Annotated in this window: 21 protein-coding genes; 10 read left to right on the plus strand and 11 right to left on the minus strand. The window is 64.1% G+C overall.

The window, feature by feature from the left end:
* Position 1: 1 nt before the first annotated feature.
* Together AC1DXM_RS19875 and AC1DXM_RS19880 are read right to left on the minus strand one after the other, a co-directional pair.
* Positions 2–1,471, minus strand: coding sequence for a sugar ABC transporter ATP-binding protein (locus tag AC1DXM_RS19875; RefSeq protein ID WP_477235414.1), 1,470 nt, complete (start codon positions 1,469–1,471; stop codon positions 2–4).
* Between the two features lie 49 nt (positions 1,472–1,520).
* Positions 1,521–2,534: a substrate-binding domain-containing protein gene (locus AC1DXM_RS19880; protein ID WP_477235416.1), complete on the minus strand. Its 1,014-nt coding sequence runs from the start codon at positions 2,532–2,534 to the stop codon at positions 1,521–1,523.
* Positions 2,535–2,740: 206 nt separating this feature from the next.
* Between AC1DXM_RS19880 and AC1DXM_RS19885 the strand changes: the two genes are divergently transcribed.
* The 7 genes from AC1DXM_RS19885 to AC1DXM_RS19915 all read left to right on the plus strand — a co-directional run bounded on the left by AC1DXM_RS19885 (position 2,741) and on the right by AC1DXM_RS19915 (position 11,670).
* Positions 2,741–5,152 (plus strand): glucan 1,4-alpha-glucosidase, encoded by a 2,412-nt coding sequence (locus AC1DXM_RS19885; protein ID WP_477235418.1) that lies wholly within the window; start codon positions 2,741–2,743, stop codon positions 5,150–5,152.
* 90 nt (positions 5,153–5,242) lie between these two features.
* Positions 5,243–6,256: a phosphogluconate dehydrogenase (NAD(+)-dependent, decarboxylating) gene (gene gnd, locus AC1DXM_RS19890; RefSeq protein WP_477235420.1), complete on the plus strand. Its 1,014-nt coding sequence runs from the start codon at positions 5,243–5,245 to the stop codon at positions 6,254–6,256.
* Between the two features lie 22 nt (positions 6,257–6,278).
* On the plus strand, positions 6,279–7,655 hold the full coding sequence (gene zwf / locus AC1DXM_RS19895; RefSeq protein ID WP_477235422.1) for a glucose-6-phosphate dehydrogenase: 1,377 nt from the start codon (positions 6,279–6,281) through the stop codon (positions 7,653–7,655).
* A 14-nt stretch (positions 7,656–7,669) separates the two neighbouring features.
* A complete protein-coding gene (locus AC1DXM_RS19900) occupies positions 7,670–8,374 on the plus strand; it encodes an ROK family protein (protein ID WP_477235424.1) in 705 nt (234 codons plus the stop codon).
* Positions 8,375–8,588: 214 nt separating this feature from the next.
* On the plus strand, positions 8,589–9,053 hold the full coding sequence (locus AC1DXM_RS19905; protein WP_477235426.1) for a Ros/MucR family transcriptional regulator: 465 nt from the start codon (positions 8,589–8,591) through the stop codon (positions 9,051–9,053).
* A 125-nt stretch (positions 9,054–9,178) separates the two neighbouring features.
* The gene (locus AC1DXM_RS19910) at positions 9,179–10,279 is read left to right on the plus strand and encodes an aminotransferase class I/II-fold pyridoxal phosphate-dependent enzyme (protein WP_477235428.1); all 1,101 of its coding nucleotides are present in this window, start codon (positions 9,179–9,181) and stop codon (positions 10,277–10,279) included.
* A 152-nt stretch (positions 10,280–10,431) separates the two neighbouring features.
* On the plus strand, positions 10,432–11,670 hold the full coding sequence (locus tag AC1DXM_RS19915; protein WP_477235430.1) for an MFS transporter: 1,239 nt from the start codon (positions 10,432–10,434) through the stop codon (positions 11,668–11,670).
* 163 nt (positions 11,671–11,833) lie between these two features.
* Here AC1DXM_RS19915 and AC1DXM_RS19920 read toward each other — a convergent pair whose 3' ends face one another.
* Positions 11,834–13,435, minus strand: a complete 1,602-nt coding sequence (locus AC1DXM_RS19920; RefSeq protein WP_477235432.1) for a DUF1963 domain-containing protein — start codon at positions 13,433–13,435, stop codon at positions 11,834–11,836.
* 212 nt (positions 13,436–13,647) lie between these two features.
* A complete protein-coding gene (locus AC1DXM_RS19925; protein WP_477235434.1) occupies positions 13,648–14,280 on the minus strand; it encodes a TetR/AcrR family transcriptional regulator in 633 nt (210 codons plus the stop codon).
* 85 nt (positions 14,281–14,365) lie between these two features.
* Between AC1DXM_RS19925 and AC1DXM_RS19930 the strand changes: the two genes are divergently transcribed.
* Positions 14,366–15,139, plus strand: a complete 774-nt coding sequence (locus tag AC1DXM_RS19930) for an SDR family NAD(P)-dependent oxidoreductase (RefSeq protein WP_477235436.1) — start codon at positions 14,366–14,368, stop codon at positions 15,137–15,139.
* 23 nt (positions 15,140–15,162) lie between these two features.
* Here AC1DXM_RS19930 and AC1DXM_RS19935 read toward each other — a convergent pair whose 3' ends face one another.
* The 6 genes from AC1DXM_RS19935 to hemC all read right to left on the minus strand — a co-directional run bounded on the left by AC1DXM_RS19935 (position 15,163) and on the right by hemC (position 21,297).
* Positions 15,163–15,900 carry a glutamine amidotransferase gene (locus AC1DXM_RS19935; protein ID WP_477235438.1) on the minus strand — a complete coding sequence of 246 codons (738 nt, stop codon included), beginning with the start codon at positions 15,898–15,900 and terminating at the stop codon, positions 15,163–15,165.
* A gap of 14 nt (positions 15,901–15,914) precedes the next feature.
* The gene (locus AC1DXM_RS19940; RefSeq protein WP_477235440.1) at positions 15,915–16,394 is read right to left on the minus strand and encodes a tellurite resistance TerB family protein; all 480 of its coding nucleotides are present in this window, start codon (positions 16,392–16,394) and stop codon (positions 15,915–15,917) included.
* Between the two features lie 22 nt (positions 16,395–16,416).
* The gene (locus AC1DXM_RS19945; protein WP_477235442.1) at positions 16,417–18,024 is read right to left on the minus strand and encodes a heme biosynthesis HemY N-terminal domain-containing protein; all 1,608 of its coding nucleotides are present in this window, start codon (positions 18,022–18,024) and stop codon (positions 16,417–16,419) included.
* Positions 18,025–18,034: 10 nt separating this feature from the next.
* Positions 18,035–19,546 (minus strand): COG4223 family protein, encoded by a 1,512-nt coding sequence (locus tag AC1DXM_RS19950; protein ID WP_477235444.1) that lies wholly within the window; start codon positions 19,544–19,546, stop codon positions 18,035–18,037.
* A 112-nt stretch (positions 19,547–19,658) separates the two neighbouring features.
* Positions 19,659–20,372, minus strand: coding sequence for a uroporphyrinogen-III synthase (locus tag AC1DXM_RS19955; RefSeq protein WP_477235446.1), 714 nt, complete (start codon positions 20,370–20,372; stop codon positions 19,659–19,661).
* Between the two features lies 1 nt (position 20,373).
* Entirely contained in the window at positions 20,374–21,297 is a 924-nt protein-coding gene (hemC, locus tag AC1DXM_RS19960) for a hydroxymethylbilane synthase (RefSeq protein WP_477235448.1), read from the minus strand.
* Positions 21,298–21,417: 120 nt separating this feature from the next.
* Between hemC and tsaD the strand changes: the two genes are divergently transcribed.
* Entirely contained in the window at positions 21,418–22,503 is a 1,086-nt protein-coding gene (tsaD, locus tag AC1DXM_RS19965; protein WP_477235627.1) for a tRNA (adenosine(37)-N6)-threonylcarbamoyltransferase complex transferase subunit TsaD, read from the plus strand.
* Complete coding sequence (locus AC1DXM_RS19970) at positions 22,500–23,501, plus strand: NAD(P)H-dependent glycerol-3-phosphate dehydrogenase (RefSeq protein ID WP_477235450.1); 1,002 nt, start codon at positions 22,500–22,502, stop codon at positions 23,499–23,501. Before tsaD ends, AC1DXM_RS19970 begins: the two co-directional genes overlap by 4 nt.
* Here AC1DXM_RS19970 and AC1DXM_RS19975 read toward each other — a convergent pair.
* Complete coding sequence (locus tag AC1DXM_RS19975; protein WP_477235452.1) at positions 23,498–25,192, minus strand: DUF7056 domain-containing protein; 1,695 nt, start codon at positions 25,190–25,192, stop codon at positions 23,498–23,500. The two genes, AC1DXM_RS19970 and AC1DXM_RS19975, sit on opposite strands and share 4 nt — an antisense overlap.
* Positions 25,193–25,354: the final 162 nt, after the last annotated feature.

Here is a 25,354-nt window from a genome sequence, read left to right on the forward strand (position 1 = left end):
CTCAGGCCGCATCACCGAATGAGGACTGGATGATCTTTTCCTCGGTCAGTTCGTCGCGCGTCAGATTGGCGACGATGCGGCCATTCTTGAAGACATGGATATGGTCGCAATTGTCGAGCTCTTCGGTTTCGGTGGTGTACCAGAGGAAGGTCCGGCCCTTGGCCGCTTCCTCGCGCACGAGATCGTAGACTTCGAGCTTGGTGCCGATGTCCACGCCGCGCATCGGATCGTCCATCAGCACGATCTCGGCATCCGAGCCCAGTGCGCGGGCAAACAGCGCCTTCTGCTGGTTGCCGCCCGACAGCGAAAAGATGTTGTTGGCCATGTCGGGCGTACGGATACCGATCTTCTGCTTCCAGAATTCGGCAAGCTCGGCCTCCCGCTGCGGCGAGATCAGCAGGCCTTTGCGCAGCCGCGCCAGCGAGCGGATGCCGATATTTTCCGCGATCGACCATTGCGGAAAAATGCCGTCCGACTGACGGTCGCCGGCCACCAGCGCCACCGGCGCGGTCACCTCGATGCCGGCCTTGGCGCGGGCCGCGGCGGCGAAGATCGCCAGCAACAGATCCGTCTGGCCATGGCCGGCAAGCCCGGCAAGCCCGATGATTTCGCCGGCGCGGGCAACAAGCTCCCTGCCGTCCTGCTGCCGTTCGGGCCGCGCCCGCACCCTGACCGGGCCGGCCGCTGGTCTGGCGGCGGCGATCTCTGCAGCTATTTTCTCGCGCGCTTCCGCGCCGCCCATGGTCGCCACCAGCCGGTCGCGGTCGAAGGCCTTTGCCGCGTCCGTGGCAACGACCTTGCCGTCACGCATCACCACGATTCGATCGGCATTCTGAAGCACCTCGCCCAAGACATGCGAGATCAGGATGCAGCTGCCGCCGGCGGCGACGTAGCGGCGCACGAAGGCAAGCAATTGGCCCGCCGTATGCGCGTCAAGCGAGGAGGTCGGCTCGTCCAGTATGACCAGGTCGAGCGGATCGCGCGTCACTGTGAAGGCGCGCGCTACCTCGACCATCTGCCGCCGGCCGATCGACAGATCGCCGGCAATGTCGTCCGCCGAGATGCCGTGATCCGGAAAAATTTCATCCAGCTTGGTGGCGATGAGAGCGGCAGCCTTGCGCCGCCAGCCGAACCCGGTCAGCGCCGGATGATTGATGCGCGTATTCTCGGCAATGCTGAGGTTCGGGCACAGCGACAGTTCCTGGAACACGCAGCGTATGCCGAGTTTTAGCGCGCGCGCCACCGAGTAATCGGTTTCCGCATTGCCGCGCACCGCGATCTCGCCGCCATCCGGCCGCAGCGTGCCGGCCACCATATGCATCAGCGTCGACTTGCCGGCGCCGTTATGGCCGACCAGCCCGACGCATTCACCGGTGCCGACATGGAAGTCGACGCCGTTAAGGGCACGAACGGCGCCGAAATGCTTTTCGGCGCCGTGCAGACGGACGATGTCGGTGTTTGCCTTGAGCATGCTCAACGATACCCGGCTGGCGATGCGTACGGCAATGCGATCATCATTGTTATTTGATATTGGCCTTGATAGCGGCGATAGCCTCTTCCTGCGTGTATTCGTGGGTGGCGACGCCGCCTTCCTTGATCTTCGGCAGCGCGGCCTCGAAATCGTCCTGGGTGAAGGCGAGATAGGGCACCAGGAGGTCGTGCGGGATGTCCTTGCGGCCGTCGAGCACCTGCTGCGCCACCCAGAAGGCGAGCGTCGACACGCCGGGCGCGATCGAGGCCGACCAGGTCTTGTAGCCGTCCTTCTCCTTCTGCTCCTTCCACCACTTCAGCTCGTCCTGGCGGTTACCCATGATGATGGTCGGGCGCGGCTTGCCGGCGGCGGCGAAGGCTTGCGCGGCGCCGTAGCCGTCACCGCCCTGGTCGACGATCCCGACGATATCGGGCAGCGACGGCAGGATGGTCGCGACCGCCTTCTGCGCCGTCGTCTGATCCCAGTCGCCGGTGACCGAACCGACGATCTTGAACTCGGGATGGGCAGCAACGCCCTCAAGGATGCCGGCGTGGATGGCATTGTCGATCGACGTGCCGGCCAGGCCGCGGATTTCCAGAAGATTGCCGCCCTTGGGCTGGAACTTGGCCATCTGCTCGACTTCCTGCTTGCCCATATCCTTGAAGTCGACGACGACGCGATAGGCGCAAGGTTCGGTGACGATGCCGTCGAAGGAGACGACGACGATGCCCGCGTCGCACGCCTGCTTGATGGCGCCGTTGAGCGCATCCGGCGAGGCGGCGTTGATGACGATGGCGTCGTAGCCCTGCAGGATCAGGTTCTGCACCTGCGCCGCCTGGGTCGGCACTTCCTTGTCGGCGGTGGTGAAGATGTCGGCGGCGCCAACGATCTTGTCCTCGACCGCCTTCTTGGTGACGATGCCGTAGCTGTCGAGCATCGCCTGGCGCCACGAATTGCCGGCGTAGTTGTTGGAGAAGGCGATCTTCTTGCCGCTGGTGTCGGCCAGCGCCGTGCCCGAGGCGAGCATTGCCGCGAGCGCGCTCAGGACGAGCAGTTTCTTCATGTCATTATCCTCCCATGGATTGTCGGCCCCGCCGACTGTTGCTGATGATTTTGGCGTTAGCTGCCTGTTTTTTATCTATTGTCAGACAAATGCAGATGCGCCCGCTTGTCAACTGCGATCAGCCCCGCTTTGGCGATCAACTTCAGGTGCGATGATTGAAAAGCCTTCATGTGCTGGTCTAGGGAAGGGTCCAGGAGAGACCATGCATGGCAGCGACGCCGCCGACCCTAGCCGAAGGCGCGCCCGGAATTCCGGCGCGCTGGACGTCGAGCGCCAAGAGCGGCGTTGGCGCAGCGCTGTCGCCGGCGAGCCGCATCTGGTTCACGCTCAGCCACGGCATCGTCAACGAGGTCTATTATCCCGGCCTCGACAGCGCCTGCACGCGCGACATGGGGCTGCTGGTCACCGGCCCCGGCGGCTGGTTCTCCGAGGAGAAGCGCGACGCCACGCATGTCATCGAGCCGTTCGAGGACGGCGTGCCCGCCTACCGGCTGGTCAACACCACGCTCCGCTACCGGATCGAAAAGCGCATCCTGGCCGATCCGGCGCGCCCGGCGCTGCTGCAGGAGACCAGCTTCACGCCGCTGGAGGGCAATGCCGCCGACTACCGTGTCTACGCCCTGCTGGCGCCGCATCTGGTCAATGCCGGCATGGGCAACACCGCATGGGTCGGCGAGCACAAGGGCAAGCCGATGCTGTTCGCCTCTGGGCGCGGCACCTGCCTGGCGCTGGCCTCGTCGCTACCCTGGGGCGATTGCTCCGCCGGCTATGTCGGCTTTTCCGACGGCTGGCAGCAGCTCAGCCGCGACGGCCGGCTCGGCCTATCCGGCCAAAGAGCCGAGGACGGCAATGTCGCGCTGACCGGCGAGATCGGTTTTTCCTCAGGCAACAACACGGCCCTGCTGGCGCTCGGCTTCGGTTCGACCCCGGACGAAGCCGCCGAAAACGCCACCGCCAGCTTGAAGCGCGGGTTTGAGCCGGCGGCAAGGGCCTATGTCGCGAAATGGCAGAAATGGCAGGCTGGGCTGCTGCCGCTCGACCACCATGATGCATCCGGCCGCAACACCTACCGTGTCAGCACCGCGGTGCTGGCGACGCACCTGTCGCTGGCCAGGCCAGGTGCTGCCGTCGCCAGCCTGTCGATCCCGTGGGGGGCGAGCAAGGGCGATGACGACCTTGGCGGCTATCACCTTGTCTGGCCGCGCGACCTGGTCGAGACCGCGGGCGGCTTCCTCGCCGCCGGCGACGCCCCGCAGGCGTTGCAGATCCTCACCTATCTCCGCTCCATCCAGCAACCGGACGGCCACTGGCCACAGAATGTGTGGCTTGACGGATCGCCCTATTGGCCGGGCATCCAGATGGACGAATGTGCCTTCCCGCTGCTGCTGGCCGATGCGCTGCACCGTGCCGGACATCTGCCGCGCGCCAAACTCGCCGCTTTCATGCCGATGATCGAGAAGGCGGCGTCCTATGTCGTGCGCAACGGCCCCGTTACCGGGCAGGACCGCTGGGAAGAAGATGCCGGCTACAGCCCGTTCACGCTTGCCGTCGAGATATCGGCGCTGCTTGGCGCCGCCGATCTGTTCGAAGCCTCGGGCATGGCGGAGCCGGCTAACTATTTGCGCGAGGTCGCCGACTGCTGGAACGACCAGATCGAGCGCTGGACCTACGTCAGCGGCACGCCGGAGTGCCAGAAGACCGGCGTCGACGGCTACTATGTCCGCATCGCGCCGGCCGACGATGCTGGCGCGGCTTCACCGAAGGACGGTTTCGTGCCGATCAAGAACCGGCCGCCGGGTGATACCGACAAGCCCGCCGAGGCGATCGTCAGCCCGGACGCGCTGGCGCTGGTCCGCTTTGGCCTCAGAGCCGCGGATGATCCGCGCATCGTCGACACGGTCACGATCATCGACGCGCAATTGCGCTGCGACCTGCCGCAAGGACCTCTCTGGTATCGCTACACCAGCGACGGCTATGGCGAACACGCCGACGGCGCGCCCTTCGATGGCACCGGCGAGGGCCGCCCCTGGCCGCTGCTTGCCGGCGAACGCGCTCACTACGAATTGGCCGCCGGAAACAAGGACAAGGCGGCAAGCCTGCTGAGGACATTCGAGGCGTCCGCCGGGCAAGGTGGCCTGCTGCCGGAACAAGTCTGGGACGGCGCCGATTTGCCGGAACGCGAATTGTGGCTGGGCACGCCGTCGGGCAGCGCCATGCCGCTGGTTTGGGCGCATTCCGAACACATAAAGCTGTTGCGTTCGCTGCGCGACGGCGCCGTCTTCGACATGCCGCCGCAAGGCGTCAAGCGCTACATCGAGGGCAAGACCGGTTCGCCGCTCAGGATATGGCGCTTCAACAACAAGCTGCGCACGATGCAGGCCGGCAAGAGCCTACGCATCGAATTGCTGCAGCCGGCGCTGATCCGCTGGAGCGGCGACCATTGGCAGACCATCCACGAAATCGACACAGCCGAAAACGCTCTGGGCGTTCATCTGGCTGACTTGCCCGTGGCCGATATTCCGCCAGGTAACACCATCATCTTCACTTTTTTCTGGCCCGACGGCGACCGTTGGGAGAATGTCGACTTCACCGTCGGCATTGAAGAACCAGGAGCATGATCCCGAAAAGTGGGAACCGGTTTTCGGAAAAGATCATGCTCAAACAAAAGAGCCAGTAATTTTCTTTCCTCCAGCGACTAGGACAACACCATGCAGATCGGAATGATGGGACTGGGCAGGATGGGTGCCAACATGGTGCGCCGCCTGATGCGCGACGGCCATGAATGCGTCGTCTACGACATCAACCCGGCAAGCGTTGCCGGCCTGGTCGCCGACGGCGCCATTGGCGCCGCCTCGATGGAGGAGTTTGTCGGCAAGCTGTCCAAGCCGCGCAGCGCCTGGCTGATGCTGCCGGCGGCGATCACCGGCAAGATCGCCGACCAGGTGGCGGCACTGATGGAACCCGGCGACATCATCATCGACGGCGGCAACTCCTACTATCACGACGCCGTCGACCAGGCGGCCGAGCTCGCGGCCAAGGGCCTGCACTATGTCGATGTCGGCACCAGCGGCGGCGTCTGGGGCCTGGAGCGCGGCTACTGCCTGATGATCGGTGGCCCCGACGTTGCGGTCAAACATCTGGATCCGATCTTCGCCACGCTGGCGCCCGGCGCCGATGCCGGCGCCACGCCGGACAAGGCTGCGGGGACCGCGCCGTTCGGCTATCTGCACTGCGGACCGAGCGGCGCCGGCCACTTCGTCAAGATGATCCACAACGGCATCGAATACGGCGTCATGGCAGCCTACGCCGAAGGCATGAACATCCTGAAATCGGCCAATGCCGGCAAACGGCAGCGCACGGCAGACGCCGAAACCAGCCCGCTGGAAAATCCGCAATACTACCAGTTCGACATCGACCTCCCGCAAGTCGCCGAAGTCTGGCGGCATGGCAGCGTGATCGGCTCCTGGCTGCTCGACCTCACCGCCGGCGCGCTGAAGAGCGACCCGGGGCTGGCCCAGTTCGGCGGCCGCGTCTCGGATTCCGGCGAGGGACGCTGGACACTGAAGGCGGCGATCGATACCGGCGTGCCGGCGCCGGTGCTGTCCTCGGCGCTGTTCGACCGCTTCTCCTCGCAAGGCGAATCCGAATTCTCCGACAAGCTTTTGTCGGCTATGCGCTATGCCTTCGGCGGCCATGTCGAAAAGCCGAAGGCTGGCAAGTGAAGCCGACAGGGGAGACGAACGTATGAGCCAGGAACGGTCCGACACGCTGGTGCTCTTCGGAGCAACCGGCGACCTCGCCCACAAGAAGATTTTTCCGTCGCTTTACCAGATGGTCGCCAAGGGGACGCTGACCGAGCCGGTGATCGGCGTTGCCTTCGACGCCTGGGACATCAAGCAGTTGCAAGCACGCGCCCGCGACGGCATCGTCAACGTCGTCGGCAAGATCGACGAAAAGATCTTCGCCAAATTTGCCAATATGCTGCGCTACGTCAGCGGCGACTATCGCGACCCGGCGACGTTCGAAAAGCTGAAGACCGCGCTCGGCTCGGCGCAGCGGCCGCTGCACTACATGGCGGTGCCGCCGACCATGTTCGAGACCGTGGTCCAGGGCCTGGAGCAGTCGGGCACCGCGCATGGCGCGCGGCTGATGGTGGAAAAGCCGTTCGGCCACGATCTGCAATCGGCGCGCTGGCTGAACCGGGTGCTGCATCTGGTGTTCGACGAGCAGTCTATCTTCCGCATCGACCATTATCTCGGCAAGGAAGCGATCCAGAACCTGCTCTATTTCCGCTTCGCCAATTCCTTCCTCGAGCCGATCTGGAACCGCAACTTCGTCGAGAGCGTGCAGATCACCATGGCCGAGGATTTCGGCATCGATGGGCGTGGCCGCTTCTACGACGACGTCGGCGCCATCCGCGATGTGATCGAGAACCATCTGCTCAACATCCTTTTGCTGCTCGCCATGGAGCCGCCGGTCGGCCGCTCCGCCGACGACCTGATCGACGAGAAGGTGCAGGTGCTGCGCGCCATCCGCACACTGACCAAGGACGACGTCGTGCGAGGCCAGTTCACAGGCTATCTCGCGGAACCAGGCGTGAAGCCGAACTCGCCGGTCGAGACCTTTGCCGCGGTGCGCTTCATGGTCGACACATGGCGCTGGCAGGACGTTCCGTTCTTCATCCGCACCGGCAAGAACATGCCGGTGCATGTGACCGAGGTGATCGTGCGGCTGAAGCGGCCGCCGCTCGACGTCTTTGATCCGATCAAGCCGGGCGATGCCAATTACGTCCGCTTCCGCATCGACCCGCAGGTGGCGATCTCGATCGGCGCGCAGCGCAAGGCGGCCGGCGACGACATGGTCGGCGAGCAGGTCGAACTCACCGCGCTCGACGACTCGAAAGGCGACATGCCGCCCTATGAGCGGCTGATCGGCGACGCCATGAACGGCAATGGCCAGCTGTTCACCCGCCAGGACGCCAGCGAGCTCGCCTGGCGCATCGTCGGCCCTGTGCTGGGCGACACCACGCCGCCGCACATCTATGAGCCGAAGACCTGGGGCCCGGCCGACGCCATGGCCAGCTTCGGCCCGCCCAACGGCTGGATCAATCCGACCAAGTGAGCGGAGGAAACGACATGGCCAAGGCCGCCAAGCCTGCGACAGCCGGGGCCGAACCGATCGTGCTGACGATCGATGTCGGCGGCTCGCATGTAAAGATCCTCACCAGCGCCGGCGGCGAACCCCGCCGCGCCGACTCCGGACCGGACCTGACGCCGCAGCAGATGGTCGCCACGGTGAAGACGCTGGCCGAGGGGCTGGCCTATGATGTGATCTCGATGGGTTATCCCGGCCCCGTCAGGAACAACAAACCGTCGCTCGATCCTGCCAATCTCGGCAAGGGCTGGGACGGCTATGACTTCGCAGCCGCCTTCGGCAAGCCGGTCAAGGTCGTCAACGATGCGCTGCTGCAGGCGATCGGCAGCTACGATCGCGGACGCATGCTGTTTCTCGGCCTCGGCACCGGGCTCGGCGCGGCGATGATCCTCGACAATGTCGGCCAGCCGATGGAACTGGCGCATCTGCCCTACCGCAAGGGCCGCAGTTTCGAGGACTATGTCGGCGAGCGCGGCCTGGAGAAATACGGCAAGAAGAAATGGCGCAAATACGTCTTCGACGTCGTCGAGAGGCTGCGCGCGGCCCTGCAGCCGGATTATATCGTCATTGGCGGCGGCAATGTCGACAGACTGGATGAATTGCCCGCCAAATCCAGGCGCGGCGACAATACGCGCGCTTTCGAGGGCGGCTTTCGACTATGGCGCGACAGGGCGCTGATCGTCTGATAGTATTAAGATTCAGTATAGTTGTTCAAAATGACGTGTGATGCGACACGAAGTCATTGCGTTACGCAGATTTGGCGATTAGAGCGGTTGCACCGGATGGAATCATCTGGCGCAACCGTACAAATGCGGCAAGACAAATGACTAGAGCGGATTTCCGGCTCCGCTGGGACAGCTCTGGAAGTTTCCGCCACCCCCCTAGCGACGGAGAGATAAATTGGCCGACGACAGCAACGACTCTGGCAAGGACATTGACCTGCTCGAACTAACCGCCCACATCGTGTCCGCTTACGTCGAGAAGAACCGCTTGCCCGTTGCCGGCCTGAGCGATCTCATCGCCAGCGTTGCGGCGTCGATCGGCGGGCTCAGCCAGCCGCCGGCTCCGGTGGCGCCGCCGCAGATCCCGGCCGTCAATCCCAAGCGGTCGGTGACGGCGGACTACATCATCTGCCTCGAAGACGGCAAGAAATTCAAATCGCTGAAGCGCCATCTCGGCGTCCATTTCAACCTGACGCCAGAAGCCTATCGCACCAAATGGGGTCTGCCGGCCGATTATCCGATGGTTGCCCCCAACTATGCGGCGTCGCGCTCCGAACTGGCCAAGTCGATCGGCCTCGGCCGCAAGGCAGCCGTGGCCGCACCGGCCAAGGCCAAGGGCCGCAAGGCCAAGGTCCCGGCCTGATCCTCAGCGGCGCGGCGCTGAGCCAACAGTTTGGATGACTGGAACAGAAGCCTGCCGGCGAATTTGCCTTGGCGGGCTTCATGCTTTTGTGGCTTGGATATCAGCGCAAGCCAGGGGGAGCGGCCATGAACTACGCCAGAATGGTGATCGAGAAAGAGGCGCCGGAGGAATACGGCTACGACCGCATTCGGTTCAATCTCTCGGAAAGCTCGATCGCCGACCAGAAACTCTCCGACATCGGCCTGTCGCTGCCCGACCTTACGCTGTTCTATGGCGAGCATCGCGGCGACAAGGAGCTGCGGGCGCTGATCGCGGCGCAGGACAAAGGCATCTCCGCCGACGACGTGCTGGTCACCGCCGGTGCGGCCGGCGCGCTGTTCATCATCTCGACCTCGCTTCTGTCCGAGCGCGACCACCTCGTCGTGGTCCGGCCGAACTACGCCACCAACATCGAGACCCCCAAGGCGATTGGCTGCGCCATCTCCTATGTCGATCTCGACTTCGACGAAGGTTTTGCCGTCGATGTCGGCCGCGTCGCGGCCCAGCTGCAGCCGAACACCAGGCTGATCAGCGTCACCTGCCCGCACAACCCGACCGGTACCATGATGGCCCGCGCCGATCTCGATGCGCTGATTGCGCTCGCTGAAAGCCGTAACTGCCATCTGCTGGTTGACGAGACTTATCGCGACCTGTCCTATGGGCAGCGCCTGCCGGCGGCGGCTTCGCTCAGCCCCAAGGCCATCAGCGTCTCGTCGCTGTCGAAAGCCTTCGGCATTCCCGGCATCCGCATCGGCTGGCTGATCACCAGGGATGCCGAACTGCAGGAGCGCTTCCTCGCGGCCAAGGAGCAGATCGGCATTTGCGGCAGCGTCATCGACGAAGGCATTGCGCGCGGCATGCTGGAGCGCCGCGATGCTTTCCTGGCCGCACTGCTGCCCGAAATGGCCAAGCGCCGCGACATCGTCCAGGCCTGGATCGACCGCGAGCCCCTGGTCGATTGGGTGCGGCCGCAAGGCGGCGTTGTCGGCTTCCCCAGGCTGAATGTCGATGCCGACTTCGACCTCGGCCGCTTCTACGTCAATTTGCTGGAAAGCCACGGCACCTATGTCGGCCCGGGCCACTGGTTCGACATGCCGAAGCGGTTTTTCCGCGTCGGCTTTGGCTGGCCGAAAGAGGCGGAATTGCAGGGTGGTTTGCAGGCTATCTCCGCCGCGCTGAGGGAATGATTTTCCATTCCGTTTCGTCAAACGGACCGGAAATCCCTTGATCCCAGATTGATTCGGGCGCACATGCCCCGGCGAACTCAGTTCCCTGGCCGGAACAGCGCCCATCGTGGAAGTGCCCCGCCGGCCAAGTCTTTGCAACGGGGCCTCTCTCCATGACAGCAGAACAAACGTCGCCGGACCAGCGCTACGCTGCCTTCCGTCACCGCTCCTTCCTGAGCTACTGGGCGGCGCGTTTCCTCACCACCTTCGCCACCATGATCGTGTCGGTCGCCGTCGGCTGGCAGGTCTACGATCTGACGCGCGATCCGTTCGATCTCGGCATTGTCGGCATCGTCCAATTCCTGCCGTCGCTGCTCCTGGTACTGGTCACCGGCGTCGTCGCCGACCGTTTTGGGCGCCGCCTGATCATGGCGCTGGCGACCGTGACCGAGGCGGGCTGTGCGCTTGTTCTGTTGTATTTCACGCTGCGCGGCCTCGTCAGTCCGCTGCCTATCTTCGTCGTGCTGGCGCTGTTCGGCATGGCGCGCGCCTTTTACGGCCCGGCCTCATCGTCGCTGTTCGCCAATCTGGTGCCGCCGGAGGATTTCGGCAATGCGATCGCCTGGAACTCATCGGCCTGGCAGACGGCGACCATTGTCGGCCCGGTCGCCGGCGGCCTGCTCTATGGCGTCTCCGCCGAAACCGCCTACGCCACCGCCTCCGCTCTGATGCTGGTGGCCGGTCTGCTGATCTTCACCATTCCCAAGCCCGCCCAGCGGAGCGCCACCGACAAGCCGACGATGGAGACACTGTTTGCCGGCTTCCGCTACATCTGGAGCGAGAAGATCGTGCTCGGCGCCATCTCGCTCGACCTCTTTGCCGTGCTTCTATCCGGCGCCTCGGCGCTGCTGCCGGTCTATGCGCGCGACATTCTCGAACTCGGCCCCTGGGGTCTTGGCTTGCTGCGCTCGGCGCCCGGCATCGGCGCCATCTGCGTTGCGGTGTGGCTGGCCGGGCACCCGCTGCGCGACAATGCCGGCAAGATCATGCTCGGCTTCGTCGCAGGCTTTGGCGCCTTCACCGTGCTGTTCGGCGTATCCACCATCACCTGGCTGTCCATCCTGGCCCTTGCCGGTCTCGGCGCCACCGACATGTTCAGCGTCTATATCAGGGAGACGCTGATCCAGTTGTGGACGCCGGACGAGGTCCGCGGTCGCGTCAACGCCGTCAACCAGGTCTTCGTCGGCGCCTCCAACGAGGTCGGCGAATTCCGCGCCGGCACCATGGCGGCGCTGATCGGCACGGTGCCGGCAGTAGTGGTCGGCGGCGTCGGGGCGATTGCCGTAGCCGGCCTATGGGCGGTGTTGTTTCCGCAGCTGCGCCGGGTGCGGCATCTCAACAGCCGCAACTGATCGAGCGCTGGATCCAAGCCACTGGATCCGACGCTCGCGACAATCAGCTTGCGACTATCCGCTTGGGCGGCTGAGATGGCCCGGAGCTGCAGGTCCGCTTTTAGTGCAGGGAAGAAAGATAGCGGACGTTAAATGGGGGTGGCAAAGCCCCAACCAACATCAGTCAGTAGGCTTCGATTGTCAAAATTGCGTTCTGGAATCGCTTGGTCGCAAGGTCCTCTGGCGTAATCCAATATTGAAGCGGCCCCATCTCCCCGACGGTCCAGTTTAGCGCCATATCCGGCCCAAGTTGGAGCAACAGCAGGTAGCGGTCCTTCATCTCGTCGGCCGCGACCTGGGCGACTTGACCCTTGCCAAGCATCTGATGGGTACGGGACATGTGGCGGTGAGACAGGGCGGCAACGACGTCAGGACCGATGAGCGCCGCACCGGCCGAATCTGTCAGTCCCCCTTCTGCGCCTTTGATGGCCGCGATTGAAAGCCAATCATTCATCACCTGCGGAAGCTGCCGATGATGCGGCCGCCGCACCGAGGATGACGGCATACCGTTGACATGCAACTCTTCCAGAAAGGCAAGGATTTGCTGCTTCACCTCGGGAGGCGGTGCGTCATAATCCTTCAGTCCGACATTGACCGTCGCAAAGAATGCGTTGAACATCTTCGAACCGAACGCCGACAGTTCGCGCTGCACCGTCCGTAACCGCTTGGCCTCCGGATCATCTTCGGCAACATCGCCAAGCGCCTTCAGTTGGGCCGTGACATCGGCTGCCTCTTCGCGGTGATATGCCTCCACAAGCTTCCGAACGGTCCGCGCCGAATGCCAATTGGCCGGAAATCCGGGATACGGCGTCCAAAACGTGTCTTTCGGCGCATGATGAGCGGAAAGCAGCGAATCGGGGGCAACTGGCGGACCGTAGAAGGCGTCGACCCTTTCGGCCCGAATTTTGTCGGCGACCTCGAAAGCATGACCTTCGTCCGCACGCGTCGCGACTTCGGCGTCGGTCGGCTCCTCGATCCAGGCAAACTCGACCTCGACCCGGTCATAGTGGGTTCGCTTGCCCCGCAAGATTTCGTCCATAGGATCCGATCCCTGGATCTTGGCAGTGGCCGGCATGTCAAGCGGCGCCCACTTCTGTGTCACCTGACGTGGTTCGTAGCGCGTCACGAAGTGCATCGCATCCRCCCCAAACGTGTCGGACATCGGCGCGAAGAAATAGAGATAGCCCTTTTCGGGCAGCAGATTCCGTCCCGGTCCCGGCGGCAGATCCGAACAGTCAATTTGCGCCATGAAATTGAGRCGCTCGAGCAATCCCTCCCGATTATGAACCGTTGGCCAGTCGAATTCATCGGGGACAATCGGCAGCCCACCAAAATAGCTCATGCTTCGTTGGGGAAGACGCGGCGGAAAGACGTGCTTGATCGCAATGCGCGCGGCTTGCCCACGTTCGATCGCTTCGCGGCCATCGACAGAAATCGGCGGGATCTTGCGCTCGACATGCGCTTTGAACGCCGCCTTGCGCTGGTCGTCGCTGTTCTTGGCCTGCTGCTGCATTTCGGCGATCAGCTTTTCTGCCGCAGAGTTAGGTTTGGGCGATATAGCGGGGGCCGCTTCAGAGGTTCGCGCACGGCTTGGCTGTGGCTTGTCTTTTTCTTTTGAAGACGAACCGGAAAACAGCCCGGCAATGCGTTTTGCCCCGCTGTAGATCAGGCTGCCAACGATCAGGAGCATCGCCCCGACCACAAACAGCGGCATCAGCTTTTCCATGACGCTTCCCCCCAACGCCGTCAGCTACGTCACTCCGTCCCGCAACCAAATTATTGCCGTCATATCAGGCGTTGCGCAAGCAAGGGGCCAACCGATCCGCGATTCGCGGCAATACCGGGCGCAGCTCACGGCGATTGAGGCGATCGAGTGGAATACTTCTTGGCGAAGTAGCCTTTAGCGCTTGGACGAGCAATGCATGCAGCGTTCGCGCATCAGCGGGGGGCGGAGTGATCCGTCCGGATGCCTGGCCAGGCCGACAGGGCAATGTTCGCCAAACGCTCCAATGTCGCCGAACATACGGCGTCACAGGCTTGCGCCGACATGCCCTGCATGACAGCGACGTAGAAGTGGGCGAGTGCATTGGTGTCGGTGCCGGCCGGCAGCTCGCCCTCGCCCACGGCGCGGTCGAAACGAGCCTTGATGATCCTGGTGGTCGTCTTTCGCCGGTCGGCGACGACCTCGGCAATGGGTTCGTTCTCTTCCGCATGTTGAAGAACCGCGTTTGAGACCATGCACCCGCGCGGCTTGTCCGGGTTGGCAAATTCCTTCGCCACATCGTGCAGGTAGAACGCAATCGCATCGTAGGCGGACATTTCGCCTTGCAGGGCCTCGAGGCGATGCTTGCTCTCGTGCTCGGCATTGTGGTCGAGCGCCTGCCGGTAGAGCTCCTCCTTGGAGCCAAAGGCCGCATACAGCGACGGCGGCGTGATCCCCAGGGCGCGGGTCAGGTCCGCTATCGACGTCCCTTCATAGCCATGCTGCCAGAACAGGCGTGCTGCGACTTCAAGTCCGACGTCACGATCCAGCACCCTGGGTCTGCCACGTTTCCGGGTCGGTTCACTCATTATATATCGATCGCTATAAAATCATTGACAAGCCTAGCTTTTGGTCTTTTTATATCAATCACTATAAATTCGCAAGGAGCGACCAATGTCTTCAGGATTGTCAAACAAGGTAGCCCTCATCACAGGGAGCTCGCGCGGTATCGGCCGCGCTGTGGCGCTGGCTTTCGCCAAGCAGGGCGCCGCGCTCATTGGCGTGCACTACGGCAGCAACGCCGACGCCGCACAGGCCACGCTTCGCGAGATCGAGGCCCTCGGCTCCAAAGCAGTCGCCGTGCATGGCGACCTCAGAAAAGGCAAGGAGGCGGCGGACAGTATCTGGGAGCAGTTCAGGGCGGCGACAATTGCCGCGACCGGCGAGCCCGGCTTGGACATTCTGGTCAACAATGCCGGCATAGCGCCCGCGGTCTCGCTCGCGCAGACCAGCGAGGATGTCTTCGACGAGCTGATGGCGATCAACCTGAAGGCGCCCTTCTTCCTGATACAGGCCGTCGCCGACCATATCCGTGACAATGGCCGTATCATCAACGTTTCGACCGGCTTTACCCGGATCGCGGCGCCAACCCATCCCGCCTATGCGGCATCGAAAGGCGCGCTGGAAACCCTGTCGCTGGCGCTGGCGCCGGAGTTCGGCCGCCGAGGCATAACGGTGAATACGGTGATGCCGGGTGTCACTGAAACCGACATGAACGCGGAGTGGATCAGGATACCGGAGGCCCGTGCCGGCGCGGAAGCCATGTCGGTATTTTCGCGCGTCGGTCAACCGGCCGACGTAGCCGACATCATCGCGTTGCTGGCTACCAAGGAGGCGCGTTGGGCTACCGGGCAGGTGATCGACGCGACCGGCGGCGCGCGGATCTAACATGGCCCTGGTCGTGAGCCCGTTCAGGGCAATCCGGTCTTACCCTGTCCCGAAGCGGGCTTACCGAAGATCAGGCCCAAAAATTCGCTAAGCCAGCGCTTGAGATGCATGTCCCAGATCAGCCGGCCGCCGAGATGGTCGCGGCCGGGCTGCGCGCCGGGCAGTTCGAAACGGTGCGCGCCGCGCACTACCCAGCGCTGCATCATCATCCTGGTCAGTTCGCCATGGAACTGGATGCCCCAGGCATTGTCGCCATAGCGGAAGGCCTGGTTGGGGTAGGTTTCCGCCGTCGCCAGCAGCGTCGCATCCTTGGGCAGCGAAAACCCCTCGCGGTGGAATTGGTAGACCATGTCGGGCCAAGGCAGCAGCTTTTTGCCGGCTTCGGTCGGCTTCAGTGGATACCAGCCGATCTCGACCAGTCCTTCGCCATGACCCTCGACCTTGCCGCCGAGATGGTTGGCCAGCATCTGCGCCCCAAGACAGATGCCGAGGAAGGGCCGGTTCTCGCGCAACGGCACATTCAGCCAGTTGGTCTCGCGGCGGACGAACTCATCCTCGTCATTGGCGCTCATCGGCCCGCCGAACACGACGGCGCCGGCATGCCCTTCCAGCGTTTCCGGCAGGCTATCGCCGAGCGGCGGCCGACGGATGTCGAGATCGAAACCTTCCTCGAGCAGCATGTGGCCGACCCGGCCGGGGCTCGAAGTCTCCTGATGCAGCACGATCAGGATTTTCGGTTTCGAGCTCGGTCTAGGCGGCATGGAGAGCTAGGATCCTATTCGTCGCTCGATGTTCCGCTGGCGCCGGGCGCGGCGGCCGCCGCCTTGCGGCGCGCCTCGATTCGGTCCTGCCGCTCGACGCCGATCAGTTCGGCGACGCGCCAGACCGTGTTGTCTTCCAGCTCATGCAGTTCGCCGTCGGCATAGACGATCTCCCACATCAGGCCGATGAAGGCCTTGCGCGCATCGGCATCGAGATGGCGTTTCAAGACGCTGGTAAAAGCATAGAGGTCGATCGCCTCATTGTCGGCGCGCTCGCCGGCTGCAGCCAGCGCATCGAGCTCATCGCCGCTGATCGAATAGCTCTGCGCCAGCACGTGCTTGAACCGCTCCCACTCGACATCCTGGCGCACGCCGTCAGCGCTCATCACATGATAGAGCAAAGCCGAGGCGGCAACGCGCGGATCGTCGGCATTGGCGCGAGCCCCCGCGCCGGCCGGCAGGTCTTTCAGAAAGGACAGAACGCGTTCGAACATGGTGCTCACATCAGATCAGGGTTCAAAACAGGCGGAACCGGCGCGGTGATTTCTCCGCTTCGTCTTCGGGGTCGACGCCGGGGTCGTCTGGCAACCGGATAACCTCCTCGGCCGGCTCGACCGCTTCGCTATCCGTCGGCACGGCAGCAAAAGCCGCGGCGGTGACCGGCGTGACATGGTCGTCGCCCACCAGAGACTTCGGCTCAATCGGAGCCTCGCTGATCGTTCTGGCGACGGCGGGATGGTCAACAACCTCGGCCTCCTTTGCCGGCTTCGCCGGTGCCGCAAGCACCGGCACCTCGGCTGCCGGCGCATCCTCATGGCTGTCGATGAGCTGGCCGAGCCGTTCCATCGGTGCGCGCCAGGTGAAGGCGTCGAGCTTGCCGCTAACCGGAGACACCGGCGCCCAGCGTTCGGAGACGACGCCATCGGCAACCCAGGCCGGATCGCGCGGCGCCCGGACGGCCTTGGACAGCAATTGCCGGATCTTGCCCTGGTCGCCGGTCTCGGCCTCCTCGATATCCGCCAGGAGCAGGTAAGCGCCTTCCCGACGATCCATGCGCAGGGCGGCCTCGGCCTCGCGGCGGGCGGTGGAAAAATCCTGCGCGTCGAGCGCGGCGCGCGCCACCGTCATCGACGATTCGGCGTTGTTGCGCTTCAGCTCCTGCAGCTTCTTCGCCCGGTTGAGGCGATCGACCACCGCATCGCCTGGCCTTGCATGCGTGTAGAGCTCCGAGATCTCCGGATGCGGCTCGGCCTTCCAGGCGGCTTCGAGGATCTTCGAGCCTTTGCGGACGTCATTCTGCTTGAACAAAAGATTGGCCGCAGCAACCGCGGCCGGTGCGAAATCGGGCGCGAGCTTGTTGGCCTCGAGTGCGGCTGTCTTGGCCGCATTGGGATCGCTGTCGGTCAGCGCCTGCGCCTTGGCGGTCAACAGCACGGCGCGGCGTCGGTTGGCGGCGTCACGTTCGATCTGCCGCGTCGACTTCTGCGCCTCGACCAGCTTCAGCGCGCCGTCCCAGTCGCCGCGCCCGGTCAAATCTTCCAGCGTCGATTCGGCCGCCCAGGCCAGTTGCGGCGCCACGGCAGCCGCGCGGCCGGCGTAGTGGCGCGCCGCGTTGCGGTCGCCCAGCCGCTCGGCTTCGAGGTAGAGCCCGCGCAGGCCGAGCAGCCGCATTTCGGGATCGTCGAGCATCGCCTCGAATTTCTCGCGCGCGCCCTCATGGTCGCCTTCGAGCAGCGAGGCTTGCGCTTCGAGCAGATGGATCAGCGGTTCCTGGTCGGACCGGATCAGCTTGGCCGCTTCCTTGGTCTTCTTGCGCGCCAGCGCGCCATCACCGGCGCCGGCGGCGATCATGCCGGTCGACAGCGCCTGGTAGCCGCGGTCGCGGCGCCGCACGCGGAAATAGCGCGAGATCGTGTACGGGCTGTTCCACAGCGACTTGATCAGCCACCAGACGATCATCACCGCGGCGACGACGGCAACGATCGCCACCGCCGCCACCATCAGGCTGACCTGGTACTGGTAGCCGTTGAAGGTGACGACCATCTCGCCGGGGCGGTCGGCCAGCCAGGCAAAGCCGAGGCCGAGCGCAAAGACGACGGCGAGAAAGATGAGAATGCGGATCATCGTGTCGTCCTCATGCCTTCATCGCGCCTGCAATCAGCGCGTCGACCTGTGTCTCGACCTCGATGCGCGCCTTCAGTTTGCCGGCAAAGTCGGCGCCCGCCGCCTTGACCGCGTCCGGTAGCGTCGCATATTCGCTGAGCGCCTTGGCGTAGTCGCCCTGGTTGACCGCCACTTCCATACGCGCCACGGTCTCGGGCGCGCCGGCGCCCTCCACGGCGCCGATCGGCCGTACCTTGACCAGCGATTCGGCGCTCGACAAAAGGTTCTGGAAGAAGCCGGCATTTTCGTCGACCGGGGTCGCGGCGGCGACCATCGCACTGGCCGCGGCATCGACCTCGCCGGCGATTTCGGTGCGGGTCGGCACGCCTTTTTCGGCATAGGGGCGCAGCGCCGCAATCTGCGGCGCATCGGGCGAGATCGCCGCGAAGGTTTCCAGCTCGGCGGCGAACGGCGCGCCGCGGTCGAGCGCCGCCTTCAGCGCCGAAGCGGCGATGGCCATCGCGATCTTCGGCTGGGAGGCCTGTGACTCGACCTTGCCGGAGAGCTGCGTCACCGACTGTTCAAGCGCGGCGAGCCGGCCTTCCTGCGCCTTGGCCGCCTCGCCGGCCGATTTCACCAGGGCGTCCAGGCTCGAAAGCTTTTCGTTGAGCGGGCTGAGATCGACCGGAGCTGCGTTGCCGGCCTGGCCGAGCGCGGCGACCGCCGTCTCGATCTGCTTGACCTTGTCGCCAAGCGCGGCAAGCCCGGCATTGTCGCCGGCGCCACCTTGCTCGACCGCCGATTTCAGCGATGCGACATCGGCCTTCACCTGATCCAGAGCCGATGACAGCCCGTCCACCTTCGCCGTTGCGGCACCACTGCCGCTGGCTTCCCTGAGGTCGGCGATTTCGCTCTTCAGCGAGGCGATCTCGCCATTGACGCCGTCGAGCGAGACCGTGCCACCGCCCGAACCCGGAGCACCGAGCACGCCGGCAAACTGCAGCCCGCCGGCGGCGGCCAGCGCGATGACACCGCCAATGATGCCGGCGGCAATGCCGTTGGAACGCTTCGGCTGCGCTGCCATGGGCTGGCTCCTCACCTCGGCGGCTTTTGGTGTTTCCTGGGGCTCACCCGATTTGGGTGAGGCATCCTCGAAACTGTAGTCGGAGGCCTTGGCGCGTGGTGGTGCGTCGGAGGCGGCGGGATAAGGCCTTTCCGGTTCGCCGGACACCTTTGCACCGGCGCTCTCCGGCACAGCCTGCGCCGCGGCGTCGGAATGCTCCCACGGCTCGAGATCAGCTTGGTCAGCATGAACCGGCTCGTCAGGCGTCTCCGGCTGTGCATCGGCTGTGGCAGCCGCCTCCTCGTGCATGACCGATTCGGCCGAGGTCTCGGTCGCATCGGGGCTAGGGGATGCCGCCACGTCGGCATCAGACTTGGCGGCATCCGCATCGACGATACGCGAGACGGCGCCGGGTTCGAGCTCGATGGTCACCGGCTCCCGGCGGCTTTTCGAATGTCGCATCTTCGGCGTCTTGACCATGCCTGGGCTCCGCAAATCCTGCTTCGTCTCAACGCCTGACGGCGCGTGATGGTTTAAAAATGGTCTAGCACATCACCAAGCGGTGAAAAGGGGCGGCGTGATGACACGGGGGTCAGGGGCCTGCACGTAACAGCTCAAGCAACGCCTCCTCCTGCGGTTCCCGGGCAACCCCTATTTTTTTGCCGGCGACATCGCCGAGCGCAGCTGCTATGCGCTCGGACAGGGCAAAAACCCGCGCCTTTCCAAGGAGATCGCCCAATTCCGGCCGATTGACCAAGGTCTGCAACGCTGCCGCCGCCTTGGCCGAATAAAGCAGCATCGCATCGACCGCCTGACCGGACAGGCGCGCACGGATTTCATCGTCGGAATAGTTCAGTGAGACGGTGTCATAGGTTTCGATGGCGCGGACCTCGACGCCGCCCTCCCGCAGCCGCGTCTCGAAAGCCGGAAACCGCACGCGTCCCGTGAGATAGATGATCGCCTTGCCGGAAAGGCCGGCGGCAATCGTATCGGCCAGTTTCTCGGCATCGCCCGGCCCTTCGCTGACCGACAAAAACCCTACCGCGCGCGCCGCTTCAGCCGTCCTTGCGCCGACGGCATGGCAAGGCAAGGCGGCAAGCGTCGCGATGAGCTCTTTCGGCGCATGGCGCACGGCATTGGCGCTGGTGATCGCAAGGGCCACGGCCTCGTCGCCTGCTGCGCCGACATTGACCGGCAGCGTCACCGTTTCGGTCAATGGCAGAAGGAGCGGCTCAAATCCCAGTTCCTGTAACCGCCGCATGGTGTGAGATGCCCCGGGTTGCGGCCGCGTCACCAGGACACGCATATCAGACCCAGCCGTCGAAGAAGGTTTCGCCGGCCTTGGCCCGCACCGTCAAGGCGGCTTCCATGCCGATACGGGCGGCATCCTGCGCCGGGCCCTCGGCCGTCACCTCATGCGATTGCGTACCATCAGGCGAAATGATCAGCCCGGCGAAGACCAGCGTGCCGCCTGCTATCGTCGCATAGCCGGCGATCGGGGTGCGGCAGGAGCCGTCGAGCGCCGCCAGGAAGGCGCGCTCGCAGGCCAGCGCCTGGCCCGTCGGCACATCGTGGATGGCCGCCAGCATCTTTTCGACAGCGCTGTCGCCGATGCGGGTCTCGATGCCGATCGCACCTTGCCCCGGCGCCGGCGGAAAAGCATCGAGCGGCATCAGATCGGTGACGACATGGCCGAGCCCCAGCCGTTTCAGCCCGGCATGGGCGAGGATCGTGCCTTCGGCGACGCCTTCCTCCAGCTTGCGCAGCCTGGTCTGCACATTGCCGCGGAACATCACCACGTCGAGGTCCGGCCGCATGCGCCGGATCAGTGCCTGGCGCCGCAGCGACGACGAGCCGACCTTGGCGCCCTGCGGCAGGTCGATGATGCGCTTTACCGCCTTGCCGATAAAGGCGTCGCGCGCGTCCTCGCGCGGCAGGAAGGTGGAAAGCTCCAGCCCGTCGGGCAGCACCGTCGGCATGTCCTTGGAGGAATGCACGGCGATGTCGATCGCCCCGGCCAGCAGCGCCTCTTCGATTTCCTTGGTGAACAGGCCCTTGCCGCCGGCTTCCGACAGCGGCCGGTCCTGGATGCGGTCGCCGCTGGTCGAGATGACGACCACCTCGAACGCTTCGGCCGGCATGCCATGCGCTTCCATCAGCCGCGCCTGCGTCTCATGCGCCTGGGCGAGCGCGAGCGGGCTGCCGCGTGTTCCGATTTTCAAAGTTTGCATGGCGCGCGGTCCGTGATAACCCCCGGCTGGCTTTGCGTTTCCGGCACTCTCCCTAACGAGGCCCGCCTCTACTAACTAGGAAAGTCCGGCGACACAATCTCTGGAGACAGCGACGAATTGATCCGCGTTCTGGGCATTGAGACGAGTTGCGACGAGACCGCCGCCAGCGTAGTGACGCTGGATGGTGCCGCCGCGCCGGTCATTGCGTCCAACATTGTGCTCAGCCAGATCGAGGAGCATGCCGCCTTTGGCGGCGTCGTGCCGGAGATCGCCGCGCGCGCCCATGTCGAGGCGCTGGACGGCATCGTCGAGGCCGCCCTTGCCGATTCGGGCACAGCACTTGCCGACATCGACGCCATTGCCGCCACCGCCGGGCCTGGTCTGGTCGGCGGACTGATCGTCGGCCTGATGACGGCCAAGGCAATTGCCGCTGCCGCCGGCAAGCCATTGATCGCCATCAACCATCTCGAAGGCCACGCATTGACCGCAAGGCTGACCGACGGGCTCGACTTTCCCTATCTGCTGCTGCTGGTCTCCGGCGGCCACACACAAATCGTCGCCGTGCGCGGCGTCGGCGACTACCAGCGCTGGGCGACGACCATCGACGACGCGCTCGGCGAAGCTTTCGACAAGACGGCGAAAATGCTCGGCCTGCCCTATCCCGGCGGGCCGAATGTCGAGAAGGCGGCAGCAACCGGCGATGCGACGCGCTTTGCCTTTCCGCGGCCGATGAAGGGGTCGGCGCAACCCGATTTCTCCTTCTCCGGCCTCAAGACCGCCGTGCGCCAGGCCGCGACCGCCATCCAGCCGCTGAGCGAGCAGGATGTCGCCGACATCTGCGCCTCGTTCCAGGCGGCGGTGGCCGACGCGCTGGGCGACCGCGTTTCACGGGCGCTTGCCCGCTTCCGCCAGGAATTTCCGGACAAGGCCACGCCCTCGCTGGTCGTCGCCGGCGGCGTCGCCGCCAACAGCACGATCAAGGCGACGCTGCAGAAGCAGTGCGCCGAGGCCGGCTTCGCCTTCGTCGCGCCGCCGCTGAAACTATGCACCGACAATGCGGCGATGATCGCCTGGGCCGGCATCGAACGGCTGCGGGCCGGCATAGCCGATGAAAACGCCGCCGATTTCGTGCCGCGTTCGCGCTGGCCGTTGGACTCGATCTCGGCGCCGATGGTCGGCTCCGGCCGGCGCGGAGCGAAAGCATGAGCGCCCGGGAGAAGACCGGCTGGCGTGTTGCCGTGCTCGGAGGCGGCGCCTGGGGCACTGCACTGGCACTGGCCATGCTGCGCGCCGGCCACGTTGTCCGGCTCTACGCCCGCGATGAAGAAACGGTCGCCGCCATCCACCGCGGTGAGAACCCGCGCTATCTCCCCGGCATCGCCATCGAGCCCGGCATCGCGGCGACGAGCGATATCGGCGCTGCGCTGACTGACGCCGATTGCGTGCTGGCCGTGGCGCCGGCGCAAGCGCTGCGCGCCATGCTGACGACGACAAAGCCCCATATGCCGAAAGGCATTCCGCTGGTTCTTTGCGCCAAGGGCATTGAGCGCGACACCGGCGCGCTGTTGTCGGCAATCGTCGCGGACATTTTGCCGGAAACCCCGGTCGCAGCCTTGTCCGGCCCAAGCTTCGCCACCGATGTCGCCAGGGGCCTGCCGACCGCCGTCGTGGTCGCCGCCCGTGATGATGCCCTGGCGGCCGAGCTTGCCGCCCGCTTTTCGGCGGAAAACCTGCGCTGCTATTCCAGCGACGATTTGATCGGCGTCGAGATCGGCGGCGCGCTGAAGAATGTCTTTGCCATCGCAGCCGGTGCAGTCACCGGCGCCGGGCTCGGCGCCAGTGCGCAGGCCGCCATGGTGACGCGCGGTTTCGTCGAATTGCGCCGCATCGGCGCGTCCTTCGGTGCAAAACCGGAGACGCTGATGGGGCTTTCCGGCCTCGGCGATTTGCTGCTCACCTGCTCGTCAGCCCAGTCGCGTAATTTCGCCTACGGCTTGGCCTTGGGACAAGGCAAACCGCTTGCCGGCCTGCCACTCGCCGAAGGCGTGCCGACGGCGGCGATCGCCGCCCGCATCGCCACCGAGCGCGACATCGACGCGCCGATCATTACTGCGGTGTCGGCGATACTGGACGGCACGATCACCATACGGCAGGCTGTGTCCGCCCTGATGACGCGGCCGCTGAAGACCGAAGCTGATATCTAATTGTATATACCTCGGAACAACTCGGCATTGTCCTCACCCGCGACGATGAGGTTTTCGTAATCACCTTCCGGAAGCAGCAGTGCCTCGGCCGGACCGCTGCGCAGAACAACGTCGCTGACACCGGCCTCCAACGACAAAGGCAAGGAACGCGGGGTGCCATTGATCTCGACCTTGCCATCTGCTGGCTGCCCGTTCGTCGTATACAGGTTGTACCGTCCAGGGACCGGCACCTTGAAAACGTCCAGACGACCGGAGCGAAGGCGACGACCGGCCATTCTGATGTTGGGAGCGATCTGGACGTAGCTGTCACGGATAAGAGGGGCGATCACGGGGTCGATCAAATCCATGCGATATGACCAGAGGACCACCTTGGGCGGAGAGTCAGAGAGGATTTTGTACGCTTCCGATTCCCTGCCTTCCTGCAACGTTTTCAAGACATGGTGCTGGTCGAGCCAGAGTGTGGAAGGCTCCTGTCGATTGGGCAGCATCCCGATGCCGTCGAAATACTTCTCACTCGGCGCGAGCAACGTTTCCGCGCGCGCGACCAGTTCTAGCTGGGTCTGATTGTTGAGGCGAAGGTAAACAACATCGCTTACGTAGCTCATGGCCATTGCTGTGATCAGCACCGTCAGGACAGCAACCCGGTAGCGCGCGTAGGCCGCGGTAACGTCGAGAAGCTCCAATGACCAGAGCGCAATGAACGGCAACGCCATGATGAAGACATAAGGCCAGGGCTGGTCGTGTGCGAACACCAGCGCCGTCACGATGAGCGAAAAGATCAGTGCAATTCGCCTTCGTTCATCGAGCTTCATGATCCGCATCAGCGACAGAGCCATGCCGGAGAAACAGATCCCATAAAGAATGGCGTTCCGCGCCAGGGTCTGCAGCACGAACTGCCTCAGTCCCCCGTAGTCACCGCCTCCACGCGTCGCAATCTCGACCGGGCCTAGTATGAGGTTTTTGGCCGCGAGAACGGGGGCGCCACCGCCGAAGATGAAGCAATAGACAATTACGGGAACGGCCCATCCGAGCACAAGCCACCCCCCGCGGACTACACCTGTCGCGTAGCGTCTCATCAAGGCTGCGTCAGCGACAAGGCTGACCCCGAGCGCAACGTTAAAGTAGATCGATTTCTGAGTGGTGAGGAAGGCAAGGCCACTTAACATGCCAGCGGCGAGAAGCTGCCTTGCGCTCAACGCAGGTGCGCGCAGGATAACCAGCAGCGCCGCCACGGCGAAGAACACAGCTGGCGGTTCGGCAATTGTGCGAAAGATGCGTTCCATAAAATTCGAAAAGCACAGGAGAATGAGGATGATCGTCAAAGAACGCACGCGGTCCTCGCCAAGAGCGCGAGCGCATGCGTAGATCAAAGCGATGGTGCCGCAGGCCAGCAGCGCAGACTGCATGCGGCCAGCAAGCAGAATTGATGTGGCATTCCAGCCGATCAGATGAGCAATCTCATAAAAGACCGCATAGCCGACCGCCTTGGGGTGCCAGATCGTATCGAACAGGCCGTTGGAGAAATATTTGGCCCATCCGAGTTGGACGAATTCATCCATGACGAAGCGGATGTTCCAAGCCAGAACGAACAGCAAGATGATCTTGAGTGCGATCAAGACATGCAGAAGAATTGTGGTTGGGCGCTGCCCGAGAGCGAACAGCTTGTTTGGTCCCGGCTCCTGCGTATTCAAGACAACCCCCTCGATCGTGCCCCAGGCAGACCACTCTTACCCGGCAGCTCCGCTTGGCGGAGCATGGTCCCAGCGCGGTTAATTTTCCGAGCACTGTGCTGCGGCCGTCGCGCTTATGATACGGGGTTCTTGCAGTGCTCCGCTCCAGCCAGCTTATACGCA

This window comes from Mesorhizobium sp. P3_A2 (assembly GCF_056403115.1).